This is a genomic window from Sandaracinaceae bacterium, from assembly GCA_020633055.1.
Lineage (GTDB): Bacteria > Myxococcota_A > Polyangia > Polyangiales > Houyiibacteriaceae > JADJJE01.
Map to the genome: position 1 here is coordinate 256231 of JACKEJ010000011.1, position 25576 is coordinate 281806.

Annotated in this window: 19 protein-coding genes; 11 read left to right on the forward strand and 8 right to left on the reverse strand. The window is 68.5% G+C overall.

The features are described from left to right. Positions 1–57 precede the first annotated feature (57 nt). Positions 58–2496 carry a transglycosylase domain-containing protein gene (locus H6726_25605; protein MCB9661049.1) on the forward strand — a complete coding sequence of 813 codons (2439 nt, stop codon included), beginning with the start codon at positions 58–60 and terminating at the stop codon, positions 2494–2496. 83 nt (positions 2497–2579) lie between these two features. Here H6726_25605 and acs read toward each other — a convergent pair whose 3' ends face one another. The 6 genes from acs to H6726_25635 all read right to left on the reverse strand — a co-directional run bounded on the left by acs (position 2580) and on the right by H6726_25635 (position 11658). Then, positions 2580–4532, reverse strand: a complete 1953-nt coding sequence (gene acs / locus H6726_25610; protein MCB9661050.1) for an acetate--CoA ligase — start codon at positions 4530–4532, stop codon at positions 2580–2582. Between the two features lie 29 nt (positions 4533–4561). After that, positions 4562–6358 carry a hypothetical protein gene (locus H6726_25615; protein MCB9661051.1) on the reverse strand — a complete coding sequence of 599 codons (1797 nt, stop codon included), beginning with the start codon at positions 6356–6358 and terminating at the stop codon, positions 4562–4564. Next, positions 6355–7485 carry a hypothetical protein gene (locus tag H6726_25620; GenBank protein MCB9661052.1) on the reverse strand — a complete coding sequence of 377 codons (1131 nt, stop codon included), beginning with the start codon at positions 7483–7485 and terminating at the stop codon, positions 6355–6357. Before H6726_25620 ends, H6726_25615 begins: the two co-directional genes overlap by 4 nt. A 69-nt stretch (positions 7486–7554) precedes the next feature. Next, positions 7555–9408, reverse strand: coding sequence for a PAS domain-containing protein (locus H6726_25625; GenBank protein ID MCB9661053.1), 1854 nt, complete (start codon positions 9406–9408; stop codon positions 7555–7557). 774 nt (positions 9409–10182) lie between these two features. Beyond that, positions 10183–10416 (reverse strand): hypothetical protein, encoded by a 234-nt coding sequence (locus H6726_25630; protein MCB9661054.1) that lies wholly within the window; start codon positions 10414–10416, stop codon positions 10183–10185. A 126-nt stretch (positions 10417–10542) separates the two neighbouring features. Continuing rightward, complete coding sequence (locus tag H6726_25635; GenBank protein ID MCB9661055.1) at positions 10543–11658, reverse strand: IS4 family transposase; 1116 nt, start codon at positions 11656–11658, stop codon at positions 10543–10545. Positions 11659–11987: 329 nt separating this feature from the next. Here H6726_25635 and H6726_25640 point away from each other — a divergent pair, with 329 nt between their 5' ends. The 8 genes from H6726_25640 to H6726_25675 all read left to right on the forward strand — a co-directional run bounded on the left by H6726_25640 (position 11988) and on the right by H6726_25675 (position 21282). Then, positions 11988–12887: a LysR family transcriptional regulator gene (locus H6726_25640; protein MCB9661056.1), complete on the forward strand. Its 900-nt coding sequence runs from the start codon at positions 11988–11990 to the stop codon at positions 12885–12887. A 1168-nt stretch (positions 12888–14055) separates the two neighbouring features. Then, positions 14056–15264 (forward strand): DUF4388 domain-containing protein, encoded by a 1209-nt coding sequence (locus H6726_25645; GenBank protein MCB9661057.1) that lies wholly within the window; start codon positions 14056–14058, stop codon positions 15262–15264. A 30-nt stretch (positions 15265–15294) separates the two neighbouring features. Then, on the forward strand, positions 15295–16911 hold the full coding sequence (locus H6726_25650; protein ID MCB9661058.1) for a GTPase domain-containing protein: 1617 nt from the start codon (positions 15295–15297) through the stop codon (positions 16909–16911). Continuing rightward, entirely contained in the window at positions 16908–17645 is a 738-nt protein-coding gene (locus H6726_25655) for a hypothetical protein (GenBank protein ID MCB9661059.1), read from the forward strand. The genes H6726_25650 and H6726_25655 overlap by 4 nt, the downstream gene beginning before the upstream one ends. Before the next feature lie 46 nt (positions 17646–17691). Beyond that, entirely contained in the window at positions 17692–18951 is a 1260-nt protein-coding gene (locus H6726_25660) for an ATP-binding cassette domain-containing protein (protein ID MCB9661060.1), read from the forward strand. After that, positions 18948–19352: a hypothetical protein gene (locus H6726_25665; GenBank protein ID MCB9661061.1), complete on the forward strand. Its 405-nt coding sequence runs from the start codon at positions 18948–18950 to the stop codon at positions 19350–19352. Before H6726_25660 ends, H6726_25665 begins: the two co-directional genes overlap by 4 nt. A gap of 22 nt (positions 19353–19374) precedes the next feature. Further along, positions 19375–20265, forward strand: a complete 891-nt coding sequence (locus tag H6726_25670; GenBank protein MCB9661062.1) for a hypothetical protein — start codon at positions 19375–19377, stop codon at positions 20263–20265. A 123-nt stretch (positions 20266–20388) separates the two neighbouring features. Continuing rightward, a complete protein-coding gene (locus H6726_25675; GenBank protein MCB9661063.1) occupies positions 20389–21282 on the forward strand; it encodes a hypothetical protein in 894 nt (297 codons plus the stop codon). An 82-nt stretch (positions 21283–21364) separates the two neighbouring features. Here the strand turns inward: H6726_25675 and H6726_25680 are convergent, their stop codons facing one another. Next, positions 21365–22951, reverse strand: coding sequence for a protein kinase (locus H6726_25680; protein ID MCB9661064.1), 1587 nt, complete (start codon positions 22949–22951; stop codon positions 21365–21367). A gap of 16 nt (positions 22952–22967) precedes the next feature. After that, positions 22968–23927 carry an NAD-dependent epimerase/dehydratase family protein gene (locus tag H6726_25685; protein MCB9661065.1) on the reverse strand — a complete coding sequence of 320 codons (960 nt, stop codon included), beginning with the start codon at positions 23925–23927 and terminating at the stop codon, positions 22968–22970. A 179-nt stretch (positions 23928–24106) separates the two neighbouring features. On the opposite strand from H6726_25685, the gene H6726_25690 reads away from it, so the two are divergent. Beyond that, positions 24107–24916 (forward strand): FadR family transcriptional regulator, encoded by an 810-nt coding sequence (locus H6726_25690; GenBank protein MCB9661066.1) that lies wholly within the window; start codon positions 24107–24109, stop codon positions 24914–24916. A 34-nt stretch (positions 24917–24950) separates the two neighbouring features. Next, positions 24951–25565 carry a hypothetical protein gene (locus tag H6726_25695; protein MCB9661067.1) on the forward strand — a complete coding sequence of 205 codons (615 nt, stop codon included), beginning with the start codon at positions 24951–24953 and terminating at the stop codon, positions 25563–25565. Positions 25566–25576: the final 11 nt, after the last annotated feature.

Sequence of the window (25576 nt, forward strand, 5' to 3'; positions counted from 1 at the left end):
AAGCACCGCAGCCTCCCAGGCAGTTTCGGCGCCACGGCGTCGACGGCGCGAGCGCCCATGGCCACCCGAAGACAACAGCTCCTGCGCGCCGCCCTGATCGGCGCACCCGCCGCATGCGCGCTGGTCTTGTGGTTCGGCGTGCTCCCAGGGGTCGTTCGGGAGCGGGCGGAAGACGCGCTGCGGGAGCGCCTCGGCGTCGCGGCCACCGTGGGCGGCGCGTCGTTGCGCCTACGCGGTGTGGTGTTGAGCGACGTGCGGGTTCGAACGGCGAGCGGCGGCCTCGACGTACACCTCGACGCCGTGGGCGTGCGTGGGCAGCTGCTGGCGTTGGCGACGCGCGGCGCGGCCGCCGTCGAGTACCTTCAAGTGCGCGGCGCCCGGGTAGCCATCGACTCGTCCCACGACGACTTGCGTAGCGTGTTCTCGCGCGCGCTCCGGCGCAGTGATGGTGATGGAAATGGAAACGGCGATGCCGGCGGCGGCGATGGCCCGTCCCAACATTCGCGTGGCGAACGCCGCCGCGGGGGGCCGGTGCTGGAGGCGCGCGACGCCGACATCACCGTCCGAGACCAGCACGGTCTGCTCATGCGAACCAGCCAGGCGGACATCCGCCTCGACGGTCCGCGCCTCGAGCTCGGTGCCACCCGCATCGAAGGCGACCCGGACATCGCGGGCGAGTCTGTGTTGCTGGGCGCCCGCGCGCGCCTGTATCGCGGGCACGCGGGCTGGACGCTGGCCGACGCGGAGGTGAGCGGCGGCCAGGTGGTGTGGGAGGACGCGTCCCTCCAAGAGGAGCCGACCGCCGACCGCTTCCTCGATCGTGTACGCGCGGCGGTCTCGGCGTTGTTGCCGGAGCGAGCTCACGAGCGCACGGACGAAGACACCGACGCGGTTGGTGGCGGTTGGTCGCGGCGCCTCGCGCCTGACGTTCGCCTCGTCATCCGCGACGTCGACTTCGAGACGCACGGCCTCGGACGCCCCGCGGTACGCATCGACAACCTCGACGCGGAGGTCCAGGCCGAGGACGACGGCTGGCTCCGTTTGCGAGGCAGCGGTCGCCCCTCCGGAGATGGCTCGCTCGAGTGGGACGTGCGCGTGTCACCGGAGGAGCTCCGCGGTGAAGGGCACGCGGACTTCGAGGGCATCAGCCTCGCGCTGGTCGCGCCCCTGCTGCCCAGCCTCCCGTGGTACGAGGCGGACCGCGCTGGGCTGTCCGGACACCTCCGCATCCACGCGGAGAGCCCCGCGCGGCTCGCCGTATCCGGCGACGTGACGTTGCGCGACGCGGCGGTGTCGTCGCCACGCATCGCGCCCGTCCCCGTGTTCGACATCAACGTGGCGGTCGCAGGGAGCGGGTACTTCATGCCGCTCGAGCGCAAGCTCGAAGTGACCCACGCCACGTTGCGGCTGGGGGACGCCGAGCTGCGGGGCTCCGGGAGCCTCGAACGGACGACGGACCACTACGCGCTGGACGCCAGGGTGTCCATGAACGCAACCCCGTGCGACGTGGTCATGCGCGCCGTGCCGGAGGATCTGCTGGGCGACCTGCGGGGGTTCAGCTGGACGGGAGAGATCGGCGGACTCGCTTCATTGCGGGTGGACTCACGAGACCTGGACGCGACCGCGTTGCGCGTCGACGTGTCGGACGGCTGTCAGTTCGTCTCGGTGCCCGCTCTGGCGGATCTGCGACGTGTCCAAGCGCCGTTCCGGCATGAGGTGCAGGAGCCGAATGGCGAGGTGTTCTCGATGACGACCGGGCCCGGGACCGCCAACTGGGTGAGCATTCACGCCATGAGCCCGTACTTCATCCATGCGGTGCTCGCGCACGAGGACGCAGGCTTCTTCAACCACACCGGCTTCTCGGTGCTGAGCGTCGAGCGTGCGCTGGTGCGGAACCTGCGCGAGGGGCGCTTCGTGTTGGGCGCCAGCACCATCACGATGCAGCTCGCCAAGAACCTGTTCCTGAACCGCGAGAAGACTCTCGCGCGCAAGCTGCAAGAGGCGCTCCTCACATGGTGGCTGGAGACCGCCATGTCCAAGAAGAAGCTGTTGGAACTCTATCTGAACATCATCGAGTACGGACCGAACGTCTACGGCATCCGCCAAGCGGCCCGGCACTACTTCGGACGCGACGCCGACGAGTTGAGCCCAGCGGAGAGCGCCTTTCTAGCGTGCGTCTTGCCAGCCCCGAAGCGCATGCACCACCAGTACACGCAGGGCCGTCTGGGACCATCCATGCGCGACAGGATGGCGCGACTGATGCGCCACATGCGCGACCGGCGACGCATGGATCAGGCGGCGCTCGACTACGGGCTGGCAGAGCTCGCGAGCTTCAGGTTCCGACGGAGCGGGGGGCCACCCGAACACCGCGTGATCCCGGGCACGCCTGGGCGCCTACCGTTCTCGACGGTGACGACCAGCGACGAAGACTGGGACACGTGGGAGGACGCTGGTGCGCTGACGGAGCCCGAGGACGACGCCTTCGACGGGATGTGACGGCGCATCCACGCGGGCCGCTTCGAGCGTCACGGCGCGCCCCCTCGACGCGCTCGGCGCACCCAGTCGCGTCGAGCGCGTCTCTATTCGTCGCTCTCGTTGTCACGCAGGCGCGCCAAGACCGCCGCGTCCTCGAGGGTGGTCACGTCTCCGAGCTCCGTCTCGCCCGCAGCGAGGCGCGCGAGCAGGCGCCGCATGATCTTTCCGCTGCGTGTCTTGGGAAGAGCCTCCGCCCAGATGACGGCGTCCGGTCGCGCGAACTTGCCGATGTCGGCGCTGACCTTCTCGATCAACGCCGCGCGCAGCGGCTCCGTCGCGGGGACCTCGGCCTTGAGCGTGACGAACGCGACCAAGGCCTGGCCCTTCAGCGCATCGGGACGACCGACCACCGCCGCCTCCGCAACCGCCTCGTGCGCGACGAGCACGCTCTCCACCTCGGCCGTCCCCAGGCGGTGTCCGGCGACGTTGACGACGTCGTCCACGCGCCCCATGACCCAGAAATACCCGTCTTCGTCGCGGCGGGCCCCGTCGCCAGTGAAGTAGCGACCCGGGAAGCGCGAGAAGTAGGTCGCGCGGAAGCGCTCGTCATCGCCCCAGATGGTCCGCAGCATGCTCGGCCAAGGACGATCGATCACCAGGAGGCCGCCCTCGTTCGGCTCGGCCTCCTGCCCATCATCGCGCAACACCTTGGGCGAGACCCCAAAGAAGGGTAGACAGCACGAACCAGGCTTGGCAGGGACGGCCCCCGGGAGCGGGGTCATCATGATCCCGCCCGTCTCCGTCTGCCACCACGTGTCGACGATGGGGCAACGTTCGCCGCCAATGACCTCGCGGTACCACATCCACGCCTCCGGGTTGATGGGCTCGCCCACGGTCCCGAGCAGACGCAGCGAGCTCAGGTCGTGCCGCCGCGGGTGCTCGTCCCCCCACTTGATGAACGCGCGGATGGCCGTGGGTGCGGTGTACAGGATGCTCACGCGGTGCCGCGCGATGATGTCCCAGAAGCGGTCCTCCGCGGGGTGGTTGGGCGCGCCCTCGTACATGAGCACGGTGCCGCCGTTGCACAGCGGGCCATACACCACGTAGCTGTGACCGGTGATCCACCCCACGTCCGCCGTACACCAGTAGACGTCGTCGTCGCGCAGCTCGAACACGTGCCTGGTGGTGACGGCCGTCCCCACCATGTAGCCGCCAGTCGTGTGCAGCACACCCTTGGGCTTCCCCGTCGTGCCGGACGTGTACAAGATGAACAGCGGGTGCTCGGCGTCGAGCGGCGGGGCCACATGCTCGGCGGACTGCGCGTCGACGAGGGCGCGCCAGTCGTGCTCGCGTTCCCCGAGCGAGAGCGGCTCCGCCATGCGCTTCAGCACCACCACGTGCTGAACGCTGGGCACGTCCGCGAGCGCGCGGTCCACCTGCGCCTTGAGCGGCACCACGACGCCGCGACGCCATGCGGCGTCTTGGGTGAGCACGACCTTCGCGCCCGCGTCGTTGAGGCGGTCGCGGATGGCCTCGGACGCGAAGCCGCCGAAGATGACGGTGTGGACAGCGCCGAGGCGCGCACAGGCGAGCATCGCGATGGCCGCCTCGGGGACCATCCCCATGTAGATGCCCACACGGTCCCCTGCGGCCACCCCCAGCTGCGTCAGCGCGTTCGCGAGCCGACAGACCTCGGCGTGGAGCTCACGGTACGTGTAGCGACACACGTCGCCCGGCTCCCCCTCGAACACGATGGCGGTCGCGTCCGCCCGCGGACCCGAGAGGTGCCGGTCGAGGCAATTGTACGCCAGGTTGGTGGTGGCTCCCACGAACCACTTGGCGTGCGGCGCGACCCACTCGAGCACGCGCTCGTGCGGCGAGAACCAGTGGAAAGCTTGCGCCTGCTCTGCCCAGAACCCCTCGGGGTCGGCGACGCTGCGGGCATAGAGATCGTCGTAGGCCTCTCGCGTGCCCACGCGGGCCGTCGCAGCAAACGCGGTGGGGGGCGGGAAGACGCGGGCCTCGGTCGATACGCTCGTGATGCGGGAGTCGCTCATGCGGAGCATGAGACCACATCGCTCACGGCTCAGGAAGGCGCAGACAGCTCACGACGTCGCGCGGCGAAGAGCTCGGGGCTCCCCATCGGCGACGGAAGCGCCTCGTGGAAGCGCACCGCCGACTCGAGCGCATGGTCGAGCGGTTCTCGTGCGTGCGGCCCCGCCTCACGCGAAAGCAGCGTGGCCAGCAGCGCGATGGCGTCTTGGGTGCGACCCGACAAGTGCAGCGCGAAGGCGCCCGGAACCACCCACTCGAGCACCAATGCGTCGGGCCGCACCGAGGAGACACACGCCACCCAGCAACGCGCCGCAGCGAGCGCCTGCCGGCCCTGCTGATACGCGCGGGCGGCGCGGGCGAAGGCGGCCGCCGCGTCTGCGAAGCGCCCTGCCTCCGCGAGAGCCTCGGCGGCGCGCTCCTCGGTCTGCCCGGGCGGCTCCAAGGGTGTCGCCGACGCCGCCTCGGCTGCCTGGAGCGCGGCTTCGGCCGCTCGGAGCCCCGCCGCGTCCGTGACGAACGGGCGCACCCGTGCGAGCCAAGCGCGCGCGCGGACCGCGGAGGCGTCGAGGACGCGCGGAAAGGCCTCCAACACGAGCGCTGCCTGCTGGGCCGCGGGCAGCCGCGCGGCCAACACGGCGGCGAGGAGACGCTCGTCCTCGATGGCGGGGAGCCGGTGCGCCAGCTCGAGCACCCGGCGCGCCGTGTGTGGAGAGTCCGCATCGTTGCCGAGGGCGCGCAGCGCGAGCCCGAGGACCGCCGCGCTCGACGACGAGGTCGGACCCGTCGAGAGGGTGGTCTCTGCCACGGTGAGCAGCGCGTGTGCGCGCATCACAGTGGAGGGTTCGTGCGCGACGTAGCGCTCGAGCAATGCGTGCAGGCCGGCGTCCGGATCACGGGCACGCATGGTCTCCGTGAGCGCCCGGCCGAGCGCCTCGCGCGCCTCGTCTCGCACCCGTGCAGCGGAATCGTCCACGCTCGAACCGTCCAACTCGGCATGCACGGGTCGTGGCGCGTGCGCGTCCGCCGGATCCGACGCCGCAACGAGCACGATGGACGCCCGGCCGCGCGCGTCGGCCGCACGCAAGCAGGCAGTCCCCAGCAGGCCTCGGGTGCGCGGCAGGCGCCACCCGGCGCTCGCGAATGGCTCCGTCAACAGGGCGGCGACGGCGTCATGCACCACCAGCTCGAGCCATTGCCCAGCGCCTTGCAGCAGCAGCTCGACGGTGGCGAAGCGCACCGCGCGCTCGAGGGGTCGGAGCGCATCGCGCGCGACGTGGGCGCGTTCATCGCAGGGCAGGAGGGTGACGAAGCCGCTCAGGCGCACGTGCAGGCGGTCGGACACGAGTCGCGCCTGCGCAACGCAGTCGATGGGCCCCTCCCGCGTGCGCAGCGTCACGCCGAACGCGGTGGCGTCGCTCGCGTGGACGAGCCCCGACGCGTCGTTCGCTCGGGCCACGCTTGCCCGAGTCGGTGGGGCGGGCAGCGTCACCGGGCTCCGAGCTGCCGCCTCGCTCGGCGCGCCCTCACCTCGCTCCACGGGCACGCCTGGATGAACCCGTAGCGAGATCCCCAACGCCTCGAGCGCCCGCTCCACCCGCGACACGTCGAGCGAAAACGTCCCGCGCGACGCGTGTGTTCGACGGTCGCGAAAGAGCAGCGCCCCTTGCCGCAGATCCAGCGTGCCCTCGAGATCGCCGGCCACCAGCTCGAGACCGTCGACCGACCCCAGCCGCACGGACAGCGGCGACCGCGAGACCAAGCGCGCCACCCCACGCTGCAAGCGGAGATCGAACCGGGGGACGGGCCGCGCTGCGTGGGGGTCGCTCACGACTCGGCGCGATACACTGGCGCGTCGATGCGCCGCGGTGGGGGGACCTGCTCGCGGAACGCTCTCCACGGGGCCCCGAGCGCATCCTCGGCGGCCTTCCTGGCGGTCGCCAGCTCGGCCGCGGGTGTGCCGACGGCGGATGCCTGATCGCAGACCACCGCCGCCGCGAGCATCCAGCCACGCTCCACGAAGCAGCGCGCCAACAGCGGGAGGGTGTCACGCTCGCGAGCGCCCAGCGCGATGGCCCGTCGCAGGAACCCGATCGCCTGCCCCGAGCGCCCGCGCTCGACGTAGGACTGCCCGAGACGTCGGAACAGATCACCCGCGGCGGGCCCGTCCTGACCCCACTGGATGCCCAGGCGCATCACGTCCTCTGCCCACTCGTGGCGGTCGGTCTCCGCGTAGGCCGTGCCCAACAGCGCCATGCTGCGCGCCAGCGTGGCGCGCACCTCTGGAGCGAGCGACTGACCTTCGGCGGTGCGCAGCAGGAGCGAGAGCGGACTTGGCCACGGGCCCAGCAGCTCGATGGTCTTCTCCCAGTCCTGGTCGGCGTTGGCTCGCTCCGCGCGCGGAATCACATTGAGGTCGATGGCGAACGGCGACTGCGGTCGCGCCGCCTGCGCCGACGCACGGACACGATCGCGGACCAGGTCGTGCAGCTCGTGCAGCGGCACCTCGTCGCGTGCACCACCCAGGTCGATCAGCAGCGCGGGTGGCTTACCCCCACCCACACGGAGCTCGCGCAGGCCCAGCCCGAACAGAGGCGCAAGGAGCAGGAACCGGCCGCCCAGAAAGCCCTGCAGATCCTCCGCGGTCGGGCTCTCGGGCAGCGAGTCCGGGACGGGCTCCTCGGCCAGCATCGTCGCGGCGACGCGGCGGCGGAACTCACCCAGCGCGAGGCGGTGCTCCTGCTGATCGTCCAACATGAAGTCCACGAGCGACGCGTCGGCAGAGCGTTGGTCGATGCTGACCGCCGTGATGCGCACCCCCGCGATGACCGAGTACGCCAGAAACTGCTTCCCGATGGCATCGCACAGCTGTCGGAACGAGGGTGAGTTCTCGCCGAGCTTGTCGAACCAGCCGTCTGCGCTGACGGCGTTGAGGGGGTGATGGCGGCGTTCGTTCATGGGCACCAACGTGACGAGCGGACGAGGATCTCAGGTGCCAGGAGCAGCGTCAAGGCGCTCGGGCCCCGCTCAGTCGTCGCTGTCCAACAACCGACGCACGGTCCCGAGCAGATGGTCGCGCTGCCACGGCTTCGACATCGTCACCGTGGGGACGGGCATCTCGAGTTCGTCGTTGAGCGCGCTGCCCAAGTACCCGCTCACGACCATCACGCGCGCGGGCGCACGGACCTTCAGCATCTCCGCGAGGACCTCATGGGCTCCGGCATGCGGCATGACGAGGTCGAGGATGACCACGCCGACGTCGGCGTGGTGCTCCTGCCACAGCGCGACTGCCTCCAAGCCGTCTGCAGCACAGAGCACCTTGTAGCCGCCGCGCTCGAGCGTGCGCTGCATGACGTGGCGTACCGCCTTGTCGTCGTCGGCGACCAGAACGGTCTCCCCCTTCCCGAGGGGCACGGCGACGTCCGCCCCCGCCTCGCTCGTCCCTTCGGCGTCGACCCTCACTGGGATCCAGACCTCGAACGTCGCGCCATGGCCGAGCTCGGACGTGGCTCGCACGAACCCACCGTGCTGTGTCGCGAACCCGTACACCATGGCGAGGCCCAAGCCGGTGCCTTTGCCGGCCGCCTTGGTCGTGAAGAACGGCGCGAAGACGTGCTCGAGGTCCGGCGGCGCGATGCCGACGCCCTGGTCGACCACACTGACGACGACATGAGTCCCAGCGGCGTGTCCCGGGGGGCGTCGTGGGTCACCCGAAGCGAGGTCCACGAGGGCGCTCTCGAGGCGGATCTCACCGCCGCGGGGCATCGCATCGCGCGCGTTGATCACCAGGTTGAGGACGGCCTGGTCGAAGAGGTTCGGATCGACCGAGACGCGTTCGACTCGAGGCGTCGTCACGGTGAACCGGTAGTGATTGTCCAGCACGCGCCGCAGCATCGGAGCGATGTCTCGTACGCGGGCAGAGAGGTCGACCAGGACCGACGTACGTGGCTCGCTGCGGCTGAAGGCGAGCAGCTGCCGCGTGAGCGCCGAAGCGCCCATCGCAGCTTTGCGAATGTCCTGCAGGCCTCGGTCACGCTCCTCGGGCCCGCCGGTCTCCGCGAGCTCGCTGTACGCCGAGATGACTTGCAGCAAGTTGTTGAAGTCGTGCGCGATGCCTCCTGCCAGTTGCCCGAGGCTCTCCATCCGCTGTGTGCGCGCGAGCTGCGACTCGAGCCGCTCGCGCGCCTCGTTGGCCTCCATCAACTCCGTCACGTCCATGTGCGCGCCGGTGAGCCGGCTGACGGCGCCGCGCGCATCGCGCTCCGTCACCAGCACGGTCGACAGCACGTGGCGATAGGTGTCGTCCCGGCGCTTGAGCCGGTACGTGACACGAACGCGCGCCTCGCCAGACCGCAGATGGTCGTCGAAGACCTGCAGCACGCGCCGGCGGTCGGCCGGGTGGATGGACGCTCGCCAGAGAGACATGTCTGCAGGGAGCTCGCTGAGTGAATACCCGAGCATGTCCGCCCACGCCGTGTTGTACGCAGCGTGCCCCGTTTGAGGGTTCCACTCCCACAGGCCGAGCCCGCCACCGTCCACGGCGCGCTGGAGCAAGCGCTCGGAGCGCTCCATGCGCTGCTCGGTCCAAGTCACGTCCTGCATGGCACCCACGACACACTCCACGTCGCCCGTGTCCGAGGTGATGACGCGTGAGCCCACCTGACGTACGTAGCGCCAACCACCTTCGGTCGTACGCACGCGGAAGAGCGTCGGCGGGGCGGCTCCACCGTCGAGCACGGCCTGAACGCACCGTAGCACCTCGTCAAGGTCGCTCGGGTGTACCGCTCCCCTCGCATAACGAATGAAACCGGGAACATCTCGAATGTCCGAACCGAACCATCCCCGCAACTCTGTCGATACACCCAGTGTGCGAGTGGCCATGTCCACTCGCCACGTACCGAGATGTGCGTCCTGAACGCTCGCCAATGATGCTTCACTGAACACCAACCTGCGAGCCGCCGTAACCTCGTCGGTGACGTCCGTGACAACGGCTGTCTTGTCACCCGCAGAGGGGTGACCTTCCAGGGGTGCATGCTGACGGAGCCATGCGACGGAACCGCTCGGCCGTAGCACACGAAAGTCGAATGGCGCTTCAGGACCTGCGTCGCCAAGCGAGCGAATGTACTCGCTGAGGTTCTGGCGGTCTTCATCGGCCACATTGGACAAGAGCGCGGGGAGCCCTGCGGTCACATCCGACATGGTCGCCCCCAGCATCTTGATCAACTCGAGGGAGATGGTCGCCCCTCCAGAGCCCGTCACCGACCAGGCACCGACGCGCGGCCAAGCGGCGACCTGCGTGCCACTCTGACGAATGCTCCGCTGACGCGGTCGGCCCCCACCGTCCTTCGCCAAACCCTTCCGCACGACTCTTCCTCCTCTTTCCGGCTGACACACGCGGGGCGCGAGGAATCCGCAGCGCGCGATACCACCAGTTTACCGTGCTCTGGGCTTCCTGGATACTCCGTTCAGAAGAAAAATCTACAACAGCGATCTCCCTCCCGCAAGACGCGTGTGCTCACGAAGCCCTCGAAGGGCCTCCCCAGGGTGCCGGGTGCAGCGGCTAGGCCAGCCAGTCCCGCGACATCGCCCCCCGGAACTCCCCGATGAACGCACGCCGGACGAGCTCCTCACCACCTCGCGCCCCAGGCCCACGCGTCAGTCGACGCGCTCGCCAGTCGACTTGAACACCTCCATCGGACGCAGCGCGTCCACCGGGCCGTGATACGCCGTCACTCCGTTGACCTTGATGGTCGTGTCCCCGTCATCCAACAATGCCTGGACGACTCCGGAGGCCGATGTCGTGAGCTCGAAATCACCCGCCATCACGCTCTGTCCAGACGCCCCAGCTCCGGCAGCATCCACCACGCTGATCTTGACCACCCGTCCCATGGTTTCCTTTCCGTCCAGCGCACAAGTTGGACGACACGTTCATCCGCGCCAGCACCACATCTCTTGTGCCAAGAAATACGCGCCAGCCTGAACGATCCCCTCATTTCGTCCACAGCTAACGACATGTCAGAGGACTCCGAAGAGGTCCGCGAAGAACTTCTGTTCGCGTAGGAGCTCATCGAACTTGTTGAGGATGAGGTGGCGGCGATGGGCTGGAGCATTCGGAAGGAGAGCGAACCAGATGCAACCTTGCCGAAACAGAGAGTGCGTACGCTTGGTCACGGTGTTCGCCTTGAGCACCTTGTCGAGACCCGTGGCTTCGCTGGCGGCGCCCAGCACGGTGAGGAGCGCTTGGGCGAGCGAGGCCAGCATAATCAAGCGGTCTCGGCGGTCAGGACGCTTGACGCGCACCTCCGACAGCCCGAGTCCGTAGCGCGGGTTCTTCGCGTCACGGAACGTCTCTTCAATCGTGAATCGGCGCCCGTACATGGCGACGACTTGGGAGGCCGTCAGGTCAGTGCGGTTCGTGGCCAGGCACCACGGGTCCTTCATGTCCTTGGCCTTCACCGTGACGATGCCCGCAACCGGCTGCTCGTGGGTGGTCACGGCCACGTTCTTCCAGAGCCGGGCTCGACCTTCCGGCGACACAAGCTTGGATGCAGCCAAAAGCGGCTTGTTGGCCACGCGCACCTTGATGTCCTTGCGAAAGCGGATGACGTAGTGCCAGGTCTGGTCGCTCAGGAATTCGTAGAGGGCGGTGCCCCCGAAGCCGCGGTCTGCGACGATGGTGACACGGACATCGTTTGGGATCGCAGACCGCAAGCGAAGCAGCAACGTATCCTCGGCGTCGATGCGGCCACCCTCGCTGAGCTCCGCGCTCGGAACGGTTTTCCAGCAGAGCGGCGTCGCGCGGCCGTGCGAGGTGATGACGTTGGCGGCGATAACGCTGTGAGCGTCGCGTGCGTACTCGGTCCAGTCGAGCGCGACGATGACGTCTTTGCGTTCGCCGAGCACGAAGCGCGTCCACGGAACGTCGAGCTGCTCAAGCTGAAGCTTGGGATTCGACAGCAGGCGGTCCACCTGCTTGGTCGCGTGCTTGGGATCCAGCCCCTGCGACGTCGCGAGCGCCGCACCGATGATCGTCACGCCCAGCGAACCCGCCTGCATGACGCCCAGCACCCCGTCCGCGAGCGAGCCCGCGAGCTTGGCGTGCAGCTCATTGTCCATCACCTGGTCGACCATCGAGCGCACTCTAGCCAAAGACACTCCGCCTGTGGTCTCGGATCGTCCCTCTTTCCGCTGCCCGGCAGTAGCCGAACAGTCACGCGTCTCAGGCTCTCGAAGGTGGGCGAGTTTGGTCGGGGAGGCAGGCTTGGTGGTCGTCATGCCCCTTGAAACAAGCCACTCGGCCCAAAATTCCCGGTCCGCGACGATATGCGATCATGTGTGCGCTATGCGGGGATCCCTCAGCGCGCCAGCACCACATCTCTTGTGCCAAGAAATACGCGCCACGACTACGCCAATATTTTGATGCATAGCCAAGAGATTGTCTTGGTGTGACCATGTCATCCGTGACGCGGCTCAACTACCATCACCTGTACTACTTCTGGACGGTCGCCCGCGAAGGGTCCGTCGCGAAAGCCGCGCGCGTCCTCCAGCTGACCGAGCCAACCGTGAGCAAGCAGCTCCACTCGCTCGAAGAATTCTTGGGTGAACCTCTGCTGCGTCGGGAGGGTCGAGGCCTCGTGCTCACGGACGCGGGGCGGCTCGCCCAGCGCTACGCGAACGACATCTTCACGCTCGGCCAAGAGTTTCAAGCGGCGCTCGAAGGCGTAGGCGCGGGCAAGGCAGCGCGCCTCGTCGTCGGAATCGCAGACGTCGTCCCGCGGCTCATCGCCTTTCGACTGCTCGAGCCGGCACTGCGTGCGCCCAAGCCGTTCGTCGTCAGCTGCCAGAGCGACTCACCCGACGGCTTGTTGGTGAAGCTGCTGACGCACCGCGTGGACGCCGTCATCACAGACGCGCCGTTCGTCGCGCCCGGCGCAGAGCGGCTGCACAACCGTCTCCTCGGCGAATGTGGCGTGACCATCTTCGGTTCGGCTGACCTCGCGAACGCGCTGCGTCGCGGCTTCCCGAAGAGCCTCATGGGCGCGCCGTTCCTCCTCCCCGCCGAGGGGACCGCGACCCGCAGCGCGCTCGAGACGTGGTTCGCGACGACCGGCGTGCGACCCGATGTACGGGGAGAGTTCACCGACAGCGCGCTGCTGAAGACGTTCGGGCGCGCCGGAGTCGGTGTGTTCGCAGCACCTGCTGCGATCGAAGCCGAGGTCGTCCGAGAGTTCAGGGTGCGCGCCATCGGGCGGGTGGACGCCATCCGCGAGCGCTTCTACGTCGTCTCGGCGAGCCGCAAGTCCGAACATCCAGCGGTCGCGGCGATATGCCACTCCGCGACCCATCGACTGTTCGGTTGACGCTGGCCGGCTCGGCGCAGATCCGTCGCCCACCCACGCCGTGACACGCGAGCGGTGCTCCCAGGAGGTGACATCCGCCACACCAGGGATGGTTAGACAAAACATTCACTCAGCGATGGTATCCCACTACCATTTGATGTCCCTGCGTGCCGTTTCGATGCGACCACAGACCACAACAGACTACACCACTTGTGACGTATGCGGAACCGCACCGACCATCTGATAAAGAGGTTGTGCGAGGGCTTGCGAGCGACCAAGCGAACCCGCCAACCCACCTTCGCTGTGGAGGCGCCTTCAGCCCGGCTTATCCGATATGGATGATGGCCACTACCCAGATTGAAGCGCGACACAGAACGCCGCGACAACCACTCCTCGAACGCCCCAACAGACGGTGAACCGGAGCTCCAGGGTGGGGCACCGCAAGGCGGAGCACAGACACCGCCGCGAGCACGCGAGGCTTGGAACACAGGGCCAGACCACCCCCTATTCGCGGACGCCCAAGCCGACAGCACGGGGGGCGGGGGCCAAGGATGGCGCACGTCGCTCTCTCGAGTTCCCGCGAAAATGGCACCTCTCGGTCCAACGAGCGGAAGCGCGCATCACTCTCGACACCCCTCTCGTGCCAGTGCGTCGACTCGATGCATGGACGGCGCGTCCCACCACGTCATCCGGCGTACGCCGAGGTTCGCCTCGAGCTCGGGTCGTCGAGCACCAACGCAGCAAAGTTCCGCCTGCGACGGCAGACAAGTGCCAACGCGGAAGCTCTACGACGAGCCCCGTTGCGCGGCTCTACGTCGTTCTCGCGCGCTGATTGGTCGACGTGTTCAATCAACATATCACAGTTCATTTCAAATCTATTACGACCCTCTACGGTCAATACGTACTTCTCTCACACAATTCATGCCGATACGGTCGGACCCCGAAACGGTGACGGCGAAAACACCATCTCTTGCCAGATGAGAAATTGTCTTGACTTGATAGCGCTACGTGCATACCAAATCTGTATCGGTCGGACGGTGGGATCCTCCAACCAAGACCGGTCAGGATTGCTTCTTCCAGTTTTTCTGGATTGTGGAGTCGTTCCAATGGTGCGGGGCTCAACGGACATCTCGATGGTCGCGGCCGTGGATCATCCACGCCTTCCGTCCTCTGCGGTAGCGGGGTCGCCGTGAGCCAGGCGACGGGCGGCGACGCCTCGCGCACCACGCTCGTCGTGGTGGATGACGAGGAGCTCTTCCTACGGGCGCTGAGCTCCTCGCTATCCCGTCTACACCCCGAGTGGCGCGTCCTGTCGACGAGCGACGCACGCAGTGCTCTCGACTGGCTTCGGACGGAGGACGTGGACGTGCTCCTCACGGACCTCGGCATGCCCAACGTGGATGGCCTCGAGCTCCTCATGGACGCGGCCACGATCAGTCCAGCCACGAGCATGGTGCTGATGACGGGTCACACATCGAACGGTGCGCTCCCGGATGTTCGCAGGCGAGGCATCCCGGTGTTGGAGAAGCCCTTTCCGCTGGGAGATGCGGCACGCATCATCGAGGAGCGACTGGCGACGCGCGCTGGTCAGCTCTCTGGTGCGCTGAGCCTCTCTCTCGAGGACCTGGTCCAGGTGCTCGCGCTCTCGAGACGCGAGGCCATCGTCCGCATTCGGATGGGAACCAGCACGGGGTCGCTGTGGTTCCACGAAGGAACAGTGGTCCACGCCAGCCTCGGGGAGCTGGTCGGTGAGCCCGCGTTCTACGCGATCTTGTCGCGGCGAGGCGGGCGCTTCGCGGTGGAGCCCTACTCTCCGCCGCCCGAGCACAGCATCGACAGCCGCTGGGAGGAGCTGCTGATGGAGGGCTGCAGGCTGATGGACGAGCACGTGTCCGGCGTCAGCACAGCGGAGCTCGTGGGCATCGAGCAGGGGGACTGGTTTGACGACGCGCTGGAGGGCTCGGAGATGGACCCTTCGGAGGTCGTTGATGGGACTGAGACACAAACAATCCAGGTGAAAGGTACCGACATGGCAGACATACAAGCGAGCTTGGAGAAGCTCATGAGCATCGACGGAGCGACCGGATGCTGCGTCGTCGACAGCAACAGCGGAATGATGCTGGGCTCCCTCGGCGGTTCGGCCGCCTTCAACCTGGAGGTCGCAGCCGCGGGCAACACGGAGGTGGTGCGCGCCAAGCGCAAGACGATGGCCGCGCTCAAGCTCAACGACACGGTGGAGGACATCCTCATTACGCTGAAGACGGCGTACCACTTGATTCGTCCGCTGAGCTCGAACGACGCCCTGTTCATCTATCTCGTGTTGGACAAGTCTCGCGGAAACCTCGCGATGGCGCGCCACGTCCTCGCCTCCGTGGAGACCGACATCAAGGTCGCCTGAGGCTCCGCCCCCACGCTGACCGTTCACCCCATGGCTGTCATCGACCGAACCGCGGGCGTCATCATCGTCCGTATCGCGTACGACGGCGAGGCGCGCGCAGGGAAGACCACCAACCTGCACGCGCTCTCGCGCAGTCTGTCGCGCGTGGTGTACACGCCGCCGCAGCCTGGCGAACGCACCTTGTTCTTCGACTGGCTCGAGTACACAGGCGGGCTCTTCGAAGGCATGCAGGTACGGTGCGAGGTGGTGAGCGTCCCGGGCCAGGAGTTCCTGACGGCGCGCCGGGAGCTGCTGGTGCGCTCCGCCGACGTGGTGGTTCACGTCGTGGACATGTCTACCGCGTCCGCCGAGAGGATCGACGCACGCCTGCGCCAGCTGAGCCAGATGTGTGAACCGGACGGCAAACACGTGCCGTGCGGCCTCTTGGTGCAAGCGAACAAGTGCGACCTCGCGCACAGCCTCTCGCTCGAAGAGCTGCGGGATCTCTGCGCGCGTCAGCCACACACCGTAGGGGTGCGAGAGGCCGTGGCGAAGGATGGTGTCGGGATTCGCGAGACCTTCGTGTTCGCTGTGCGCCTCGCGCTCGACAGAGTGCGCGAGCTCTCCAGGCTCGGAGAGATCCCGGAGCGTGCGGCGGATGCTGTCAGCGGCGAGGCGTTGCTCGCATGGCTGCGCGCCACCGAAGGAACGGTGCAGCAACGCGCAGACTTGGAAGACGACGGTGCGTGCGTCGAAGACGGGTCGGGAGGCGAACGCGCGGACGACTTCGGCGTCCCCGACGTCGACGCCAAAGGAGCCATTCTGCAGGTCCTGGCGGAGAACGAGGTGGTCGACGAGGCGCGTGCGGCGCTCGTGCGCGACGACGCGTCGACCGACGACACCGCCGCGGGAGACGTCCATGATGGCGCGGGGACCATCCCTGCTCCGGCGCTGCCAGACCCGAGCGTCCCAACGGGGATGATCTGGCCACCCATGGAGGGGCGGATCCTCCTCGAGGAGGTCACGAACTGCGACCTCGAGCTCACGCGCACCGCGTCCGGCGCCTGGCTTGCGACGGTGGGCGAGCGCTGGCGGCTGCACTCCGCCCGTGACGCGGAGTTTCCGTCGCTGGAGTCGGCGCGCCGAGAGCTGTTGCAGTCCGCACGCGCACACACGGCGCTGGGGCGCTTGCTGTCTCATCCGCGCGCCATCGTGGTCGCGGCCACCGGCCGTGGGACGTGGCGTCTGTGGCAGATCGTGCGGATACGCCCGACCCTTCGGGACAGCCTCGCCCTGGCGCTCGGGGTCGTCGACGCGCGCGAGGTCGCGATTCGCTTCGCGGAGGTCGGTACCCTGTTGGTGGAGCTGAACTCCCGCCGCGAGGAGTTCCCACAGCTCCCGCCCTGCACGCTGGACAGCGTCGGGCCCGGCGACACGCACGCCGAGTTCGTCGGTCTGCTCTCGAGCCTCGCGCTGGTCAACGAGGCCACGCTCAACCTTCCCCCCAACACGGAGCTGTTGCGCCGCGAGTTCACCGCCGTGGTGCGTGACTGGGCCAACGACGCTGGTGCCCTGCGCGACTCCCTCGCGGATCACGGAGCCCACTCACGCAACCCGCTCACACGACTCGTCGCAGACACCCTGCAGACCATGCTGAGCTCACCATGAACGCAAGCAACGTCACCCATGATCCATTCGTCGCTCGCGAAGAGTCGCCCGTGGGAGTTGTCCGGAGAGCGCTCTTCGCGCTCCATCTCGGGCTCGAAGCAGCACAGTCCGAGGCGCCGCGCTCCGTCACGGTCGGCGCAGGTGACGTCGTCCTGGGTCGCGTGGTAGTGTCTCGACGAGGGATCGCGCTGGCACCGCGCGTGCCACGGACCACCGCGACGCGGTCCCTCGCCGTCGAGCTCGTCGACTGGGTGAACCGCGGCGGCGAAGTGAGCCCCGACATCATCCCTGTCATGAGGGACCCGGGCGAGCACGCGATCAGCTGCGCCGAGCTGTTCGCGCACGCCTGCGCCCTCGTAGAGCCCAGCCCGGCAGAGGACCAGGCCGCCATTGCCTACGCGGCTCCGGCGTTCTCCGACCGCGCTGCGATATTGCTTCGGCTCAGGCCGCGCCACGACCTCCTGCCCTACCCCGTGCAGGCACGCGAGCTCGGCGACCTCGAGCTGCGCCCGATGCTTGCCCTGTGCCACGACGCCGCGTGCTCGGTGCTCCGTTCCCCGACGGGTCCGACGCCGCGCGAGTCATGGGCCGAGGTGCGGAGGGGCGCGCAGACATTCGGGGTGCTCCTCGGCACGACGCACATCGCCGTCATCGGCATGTCCGAGGCGGAGCTCAGCATGCCGTTCGACGCGAGCGTCGCGCCGCGCGGAGAGGGGGCACCCGATGCACGCTGAACGCGACCGCAGTGTAGGGTCCGGAGCGCGCCTCGCCGGTTTTGGGGTGGCCTTCGGGTCCCAGCGGGTGCTCCGTGACATCTCGCTGGAGCTTCCAGCGCGGGGCGTCGTGTTGCTGCTCGGCTCCGCCGGTGAGGGTAAGTCGACGCTGCTGCGGACGCTCGCTGGGCTCAACGACGCCCAGCCCAGCTTGCGCACCTGGGGTCTGGCCCACTTCCCCGACGAGCGCCCGGTCCTCGTGCGCCAGAACGCGCGACTGCTCCTGAGCACGCTGCACGAGAACCTCGTCTCGGGCCTCGCGTCGCGCGCCCAGCTCACGCGCGCGGAGCAGACCCGTGTTCTCGGAGAACACCTCGCGCGGTTGGGCCTCAGCACGCTCATCGGGCGCCTGGCGGACGACGTCAGCTCGCTACCCCGCGCCGAGCAGCGACTAGCGTCAATCGCGCGCGCGCTGCTCGCGAACCCCAGCACGCTGTTGCTGGACGAGCCCACGGCGGGTCTGCTCGACGACGAGCCAGGGGCCCACCGCATCCTCGAGCTCATCCTCCGCGAAGCGCGACAACGGCTCATGATCGTGACCACTCACAACCAGCGTCACGCCCGCATGCTGGGCGGCGAGGTCGTGCTGCTCGCGGATGGAACGGTTCATCTGCGTGGGCGCACCCAACACTTCTTCGACCACCCCACGACACCCGAGGCGCGGTCGTTCGTGCGTAGCGGACGGTGCTCGTCTGTGAAGGCGGACCCGTCCGAAGACGCCGCGCAGGGCACTCCCCCCCCCGTCACCAGCCGACAGGCTGGCCCACAGGGCTTCTACTGGCTGCTTCGGGGAAAGCTCGGGGGTACGCAACGACCAGGGATCACGTCGGAGCTGAACTGGGACCTCGACGCCCTCGGGCGGTTGGGGACGACGACGCTCGTCAGCCTCGAGGAGCGGCTCTACTACGACGTGGCAGCGCTCGCGCCGTACGGTATCCGGTCGCGGGAGTTCCCCATCGAGGACATGGGCGCGCCGGATCCAGCATCCGCCGCCGTGTTCTGTGGGTCCGTGGCGGACTCGCTCGCGGCCGGCGAGGTGCTGGTGTTCCACTGCCGCGCTGGCATGGGCCGCACGGGGACGATGTTGGCCGCCCAGCTCATCTGGAGCGGCGCACCTCCGGTCGACGCGATCGAGCGCGTGAGGGCGATCAACCCGAGGTGGATTCAGTCCGACGCTCAGATCTCATTTCTATCGACGTTCAACGGGCACGTCCGACACGCTCTTCAAACACACCACAAAGCAGAGAACAGGGAGACAATCGCATGAGTTTCAGCGCAGCCATAAAGAACGCTCAGACGTCCGTACCGGAATGTGTTGCCGTCGGGTACGTCGACATGACCACGGGCATGCTCTTGGACGTCACCACGGTCGACTCGCACCCCAGCGAGGTCCTCGACCTCGTCGCGGCGGCCACCGCCGACCTCTTCCAGGGACCCAGCGTGACGGCCATCGAGAAGCTGTTCCGCAAGTCGCGGGGGCAGGTCGAGGATGGGCACCACTACTTCCAGGAGATGCTGATCTTCAGCGAGAACCTGCTCCACTTGTTCATGCGGAGCACGAAGGACACGAGCCACGCGGCGGTGTTCGTCTGCCGCGGGAGCGTCAACATCGGAATGGCGCTCAGCAAGGCACGTGCTGCCATGAAGGTCCTGCAGGAAGCCATCTAGTCATGGGAGGGCCCTTCGGGATATGAGTGCGAGCGCGATCACCGTCCCCCCGGCCGTCGACCGGGCCATTCACGAAGCCCTCGCAGATCGCGAGGGCGGCGAGGTGATCGTGCGCACTGGCAGTCAGGTGGGGAGGCTCTACGTGTGCCGCGAGGCCGTCGCGTGGGTCACGTGCGACACCGTTCGCACGCGGCTTCGCGACATCCTCGAAGAGGACGCCGGCATCGATCGCGAGGCGCTCAACGCGGTCGTCGGAGAGTGTCAGCACACCCGCAAGAACTTTGGAGAGACGCTGCTGGACTGGGGCTTGCTCGACGAGGAGACCCTGCGAGGGTGTCTCCTTCGTCACAACGCGACCCACTTCCTCGGCATCATCGGGCTCGGTAGACGCGTGGAGAGCATGTTCGTGCCGCGTCCGCGGCAATACTCGGGGTCCCTCCTGTTTCGCTACGAGGAGCTGGTGGCGCACGCCCGCTCGTTGAACGACAAGCACTCGAGCATCCTCCCGCCTGCAAGTGACGCGAGCACTCGGCTCAGCGAGGTCTACCTGCAGATCCCCGACTGCCGCGCGCTCGTGGTGGTCGACAGTGCTCGTCGCCTGCCCGTCGCCGTATGGCCACCAGCGCGCCTTTCGCTCGCCGAGGAGGTCGTGGTGACCGAGACGGCGCTCCACATGCTCCAGCCCACCCTGACACCGTTCGGCTCGGCGTCCCCACCGCCGAACAGCCAGCGCGACGTGATCATCATCGGGGACAACCAGCTGATGGTCGTACGCCAGTGCGGAAGAGATCGCGTCTCCGTCGCGCTCTGCCAAGACATGCGCAACCTCGGAATGTCGATGGGGATGGCGCGCAGCAAGCTGGGCGACGCCTGCGCTCTCGAGCTCGACACGCCGCGGCAGAGCTTGGTCTGACCCGGGAGGCCGGCGGACGGGCCCATCTCGACTTCGTCCAGGAGGTCATCGCGATGGACCGGGGCTCTCACGCGCTTCTCACCCCCGCACGACCGAGGCGCCGAAGACGCGTACACTCGCCACGTGCGCGCGTTCGTACGTTTTCGTCTGCCAGACGGTGAGCTGGTGGAGCTCAGCCACGGCGACCTCATCGGACGGCTGGCGCTCGCCGCGTTGACACTGGATGACCCTCGCGTCTCCGAGGCGCACGCGCTCGTGAGCATGCGGCGCGGCGAGTTCGTCCTCTTGGGTCTGCGCGCCGGCTTTCGCGTGCGTGGTCGCGCGACCGAGGAGAGCGTCCTGCGGCCTGGGATGAGTGTCGAGCTCGCCGAGGGGCTGGTGCTCGAGGTGGACGCCGTGCAGCACCCTCCCGACGTGCTCGCGTTGGAGCTCGAGGGTCTCGGTCGCCACGTGCTCCCAGGCGTCGTCAGCCTGCACCTCGGACCGCCTGCGCACCTCGCGCCTCGCTTCGACGCGGACGCCGCCCTGCACGTTTGGTGGAACGGAGGCACCTGGCGGGCCCGGGTCGCCGGGGAAGCGCCCCTCGATGTCGAGGCTGGCGACGCGCTAACCCTCGGCGACACGCGCGTCAGGTTCGTGTCCGTCGATGCCGTCGGCGCGCTGACCACTCCCAACCAAGACGCCCGACTCGCCCCGCCCCTCCGCATCGTGGTCTGGTACGACAGCGTCGAGATCCATCGCCCTGGCCACCTGCCGCTGACCCTCGGAGGCGTCGGTGCACGCCTGTTGAGCGAGCTGCTGTTGCTCGAGGGGCCGGTGCCATGGCAGGTGGTCGCGCAGGAGATCTGGCGCGAGGGCTCCCCGGACGAGCTGCGTCATCGTTGGGACGTGACGCTCAGCCGCCTGCGAGCGCGCCTGCGGGCAGCCGGCGTACGGCGCGACCTCATCCGACACGACGGGAGCGGCTCGGTGCAGTGCGTCCGCTACCCGTCGGACACGCTCGAAGACCGCAGTTGATCTCCTGCACGAGCGGCTCCGCGCCGCAGGGAGACACGCGCGGGGTCCGCCGGGGCACGCCGCGGCGGACCCCGCGCCCAACTCACAGCGGGACGGGCTGCGCGCCAGGGGGTAGCGCGGCCACGGAGACAGTGACGCGATAGCGACCGAACGAGGGTTCGAGCCCCGCCGTCGGCCACGCCGTGTCACGCAGCACCGACTGCACGCACGCGTCCTCAGCGTCCGTCCGTGAACCACGCTGGTCCGGACGCGTGCCTTGCAGCACCTCGACCACCTGTCCGTCCGCCTCGTAGCGTACGGTGTACGCTGCGAGGAATCCAAGTCGTCGCTCCCCCGACGATGGAAAGCACGCGGTCACCCGTCCCTCGACCAAGGTGGCCACAGCCGCCTGCTCTTCCACCGAGCCGAACAGGACCACGACGTGGGAGTCTGGTGGGCGATACACGAACGGCGGAGCTGTGGAGGCCATGCTTGACGCCGCGCTGGGCGGTCGGGGCTCCTCGGCCGTCGGCGGAGCGCCGTGCGGTGAGGGCTCGCGGGACCCGAGCGACAGGAACACGAGGCCCCCCAGCGCCGATGCGGTCAGGGCGGCCGCCCACACGCGTACCCGTCGGTGAGGGTGCGGCGCGCCGACGTCGTCCGCAGCACGGCGTGTCCCGCCGATCCTCGGCGTCGCTCCCGTCGCCGGCGTCGCTCCCATCGTCGGCGTCTCTCTGGTCTGCTGCGTCGCGCCGCCCACCCTCGGCGTGGCGCTCGCCCCCACGGTGGGTGCGTCGCGGTCGCCGGTTCCGAGGGGCGCCACGCCGAAGGCGTCGGACGGCCCACCGACAACGCCCACCAACGTCCGCAGCTCGTGGGCCACGGCCGCCGCCGACATGGGACGCTCGCGCGGGTCGGGGTGCAGCAGGCGCGCGACGCACGCGTCGAGCGCGTCCGGCGCATCGGGGCAGCTCTCTCGGAGCGGACGGAGCGGCAAAGGCGCGCTGGCGGCGACGAGCTCGGCGAGGGTCGTTGCGGCGAACGGGCGCGCGCCGGTCAGCAACGTGTGCAGCAGCACGCCTGCGGCCCACAAGTCGGCGGCCGGTCCAACACGATGCCCGGCCAGCTGCTCGGGCGCCATGTACGCAGGCGTGCCCACGGCCACGTCGGTGGCCGTCAGCGTGTCCCCAGCGTCGTCGACCTGAGCGACGCCCAGGTCTATCAGCTTCGCGCGCTGCCCCTTCGGCCCCCGCACGAGCAACACGTTCGCAGGCTTGAGATCGCGGTGCACGATGCCAGCCGCGTGCAGCGCGGAGAGCGTGTCCAGCACGTCGGCCACCAGACCCAACGTCTCGCCGAGCGGGAGGCGCCCGCGGACCGCGAGCACGTCCCGCAAGCTCTCGCCGTCCACCAGCTCCATGATGAGGTAAGGCGGGGTGCCGTCGAGAGCGACGTCGTAGACGTCCACCAATCCCTCGTGCTTCACCGACGCGACGGCGAGCGCCTCGCGCCGAAAACGCTCGAGCGCGTCGACGTCGGAGGCGAAGGCGGGGAGGAGCACCTTGAGCGCGACCCGTCGGCGCAGCTGCGTGTCCTCGGCTTCGAACACCGCGCCCATGCCGCCGCGCGCAATGGGGTGCAGCACGCGGTATCGGTCGCCCACCACATCGCCCGGGCGCAGGAGCGTCACGGAGGAGGCGTCCTGGTCACAGCCCGAGCTTACCGCGATACCACGCGAGGGTGCGCTCGATGCCGCTCTCGAGATCCACCTGGGCGCGGAAACCCAGCTGCTTCTCGGCCTTGCGGATGTCGGGGATGCGCAGCTCCACGTCGGCGAAGTCCCACGGCACGAACTCGAGCTGGGACTGACTCCCGGCGAGCTGCACCACGAGCTTCGCCAGATGGTAGATCGTCACCGAGCTGCGCGCGTTGCCGATGTTGAACGTCTCGCCGACCGCCTCGTCACGCGTCATCGCCAAGAGGATGGCGTCCACGATGTCGTCGATGTAGCACCACGCCCGGATCTGGTCGCCCTCGTTGTGGATCTGGATGGGCTCGTTCTTCAACGCGCGCACCACGAAGGCGTGGATGGCGCCCTCCCCCACCTGACCCGGCCCGTAGATGTTGAAGGGCCGGATGGCGCACGTGGGGAGGCCGAACTGCTTGAAGTAGTTGTGCGCCAAGTGCTCGGTCGCGAGCTTGCTGACCGCGTACGTCCAGCGCGCCTCGCCGACCGCGCCGAGGCTGGTGACGTCCGCCTCGTGCACGCGGAACGCATAGGTACCGAACACCTCGCTGGTGGAGAAGTCGATGAAGCGCTTGATGCCGCCATGGTCACGCGCTGCGCGCAGGGCGTTCATGGTGCCCTCCAAGGAGATCTCCATGGTGGGTACGGGGTTCTTGAGGACCGTGTCCACGCCCGCGATGCTCGCCATGTGGATGACGTAGTCCATCCCCTCGACCGCGGCGTTCATGCAGGCTCGGTCCTGCACGTCGCCCTTGATCAACTCGACGTTGGGATGGGTGTCGAGCCCCGCTGCCCCGAGCGCGTTGCGCCGGAGCGTGTCGAGAATGCGGATGCGGTTCTTGTCCGCGAGCCGGGCCGTGAGCGCGGTGCCGATGAAGCCAGCACCGCCCGTGATGAGAATCCGCGCGCCTTCGAGCATGGCCTGCGTGTACCACGGACAGGCAGAAAGGGCTCAAACGACGCACGCTCCCCGTTCCCACGCGGTCGGCCGCCACGGGGGTGATCGGGTGGAGCTGGAAGGAGCACCCGACGCGCCGCTGGCCCCCGTGGTCGCGCCGCTTGACAGGGCAACCAATTTCGCACATTGGTTTATCCAATATGCCCCGCCGGCCCCCAGCCGCTCCCGCCGAGAGCCACGCGAAGACCCTGCCCGACCGCATCGCGGACGAGCTGATCGCGCGCATCTTCACGGGGCAGCTGGCCGCCGGGGAGCGACTGCCCCCCGAGCGCGTGCTGGCCGAAGAGCTTGGGGTGGACCGCACCTCCCTGCGCGCGGCGTTGCGCCAGCTCTCGCGCATGCACGTCGTGCGCGCCACGCAGGGCTCCGGCATCACCGTGCTGGACTACCGGCGGCATGCCGGGCTCGACTTCCTGTCCGCGGTGCTGGAGATCCCGGGTCTCGAGCTGGGCGGTGCATTCCTGATCGAGGCGCTCGACCAGTGGAACCACACCATGCCGCGCTTCGTGGCGGCGGCCCTGAAGCGCGCGACGCCCGCCCAGCTGGGCGAGATCGACGCATTCATGGAGGCGCAGCTGAAGGCCCTCGACGCCGCCCCAAAGGGCAAGCGGGGCGCCGCGCTGGATCGTGTGGCGGAGATCGAGATGGACCTCCAGGACCATCTCGTCGATGTCCTCGGGGACGTCATGCTGCGCCTGGCCGCCAACTCCACCCGCGGCATCCGTCACCGTTTGGCGCGCCTGCAGCTCGACCTCGTCGACGCGCGCAAGCAGTGCGAGGCGCAGCGCACCATGTTCCAAGGCGCACTCACCACCACGCTGCCCGAGGACGTGCTCCTCCAGGCGCACGCCGCGTACCTGAGCGCACACCACCAGTCCCTGCGGGCGCACATCGCCACGCTGCCGCAGCGTCCGCACCGCACCAGCACCTGGACCCGCGACGTCGACTGACGCCGCGCCGATCAACCCCGAAAGCCAACACGACATGTCGAAGCTCAGCTCCCTCATCCACTCCACCAGCAGCACGATCGAGGACATCGGCACCTACCTGGACGGCCTGACGCACAGCTCGCGCATGCAGGCGCTCAGCACCACCTCGCGCGACGATCAGCGCACGCTGTGGGAGAAGGCGTCGTCGGACGCCGGGCGCATCACCCTCGAGCACTTCCTCCCCGCGAGCGTCCCCGCCCTCCGCCCCGTGGTGCACCACGGCCGCAACACCCTGCCGCTGCCCGACGCACAGAAGTTCTTCCGCAAGCCCATGCTGCGCCCCAACGACGGCAGCGCGCGCGCCTTTGGATACAACGACGCGCCCTCCGAGCCGCTGGTGGGACCGGGGTACTTCGTCCTGGTATCGACCGCTGGGAACACCAAGTGGGCCCCTCGCGGCGCGTGGGTGGTGGACTACTTCCAGCACCCGGACGGTGCAGTGGCGCCCCAGTGGCCGCGCGTGCGCCCCAACAGCGAGGGCCTACAGCGCTTCATCTACATGGGCACCCGCGACTTCATGCGCCGCGTGAGCGAGCACGTGTCCATCGGCGCCGCGTACAAGGGCGAGAAGCCCCTCGACCACTACTTCACGCTCTGTCGCGAGGACTGAGCCCGCGCCCC

Bases quoted from the DNA above. Each gene is read 5' to 3' on its own strand.
- H6726_25605 (MCB9661049.1), top strand. From the start codon at position 58: ATGGCCACCCGAAGACAACAGCTCCTGCGCGCCGCCCTGATCGGCGCA.
- acs (MCB9661050.1), bottom strand. From the start codon at position 4,532: ATGAGCGACTCCCGCATCACGAGCGTATCGACCGAGGCCCGCGTCTTC.
- H6726_25620 (MCB9661052.1), bottom strand. From the start codon at position 7,485: ATGAACGAACGCCGCCATCACCCCCTCAACGCCGTCAGCGCAGACGGC.
- H6726_25625 (MCB9661053.1), bottom strand. From the start codon at position 9,408: ATGGCCACTCGCACACTGGGTGTATCGACAGAGTTGCGGGGATGGTTC.
- H6726_25630 (MCB9661054.1), bottom strand. From the start codon at position 10,416: ATGGGACGGGTGGTCAAGATCAGCGTGGTGGATGCTGCCGGAGCTGGG.
- H6726_25635 (MCB9661055.1), bottom strand. From the start codon at position 11,658: ATGGTCGACCAGGTGATGGACAATGAGCTGCACGCCAAGCTCGCGGGC.
- H6726_25650 (MCB9661058.1), top strand. From the start codon at position 15,295: ATGGCTGTCATCGACCGAACCGCGGGCGTCATCATCGTCCGTATCGCG.
- H6726_25655 (MCB9661059.1), top strand. From the start codon at position 16,908: ATGAACGCAAGCAACGTCACCCATGATCCATTCGTCGCTCGCGAAGAG.
- H6726_25665 (MCB9661061.1), top strand. From the start codon at position 18,948: ATGAGTTTCAGCGCAGCCATAAAGAACGCTCAGACGTCCGTACCGGAA.
- H6726_25670 (MCB9661062.1), top strand. From the start codon at position 19,375: ATGAGTGCGAGCGCGATCACCGTCCCCCCGGCCGTCGACCGGGCCATT.
- H6726_25685 (MCB9661065.1), bottom strand. From the start codon at position 23,927: ATGCTCGAAGGCGCGCGGATTCTCATCACGGGCGGTGCTGGCTTCATC.
- H6726_25690 (MCB9661066.1), top strand. From the start codon at position 24,107: ATGCCCCGCCGGCCCCCAGCCGCTCCCGCCGAGAGCCACGCGAAGACC.
- H6726_25695 (MCB9661067.1), top strand. From the start codon at position 24,951: ATGTCGAAGCTCAGCTCCCTCATCCACTCCACCAGCAGCACGATCGAG.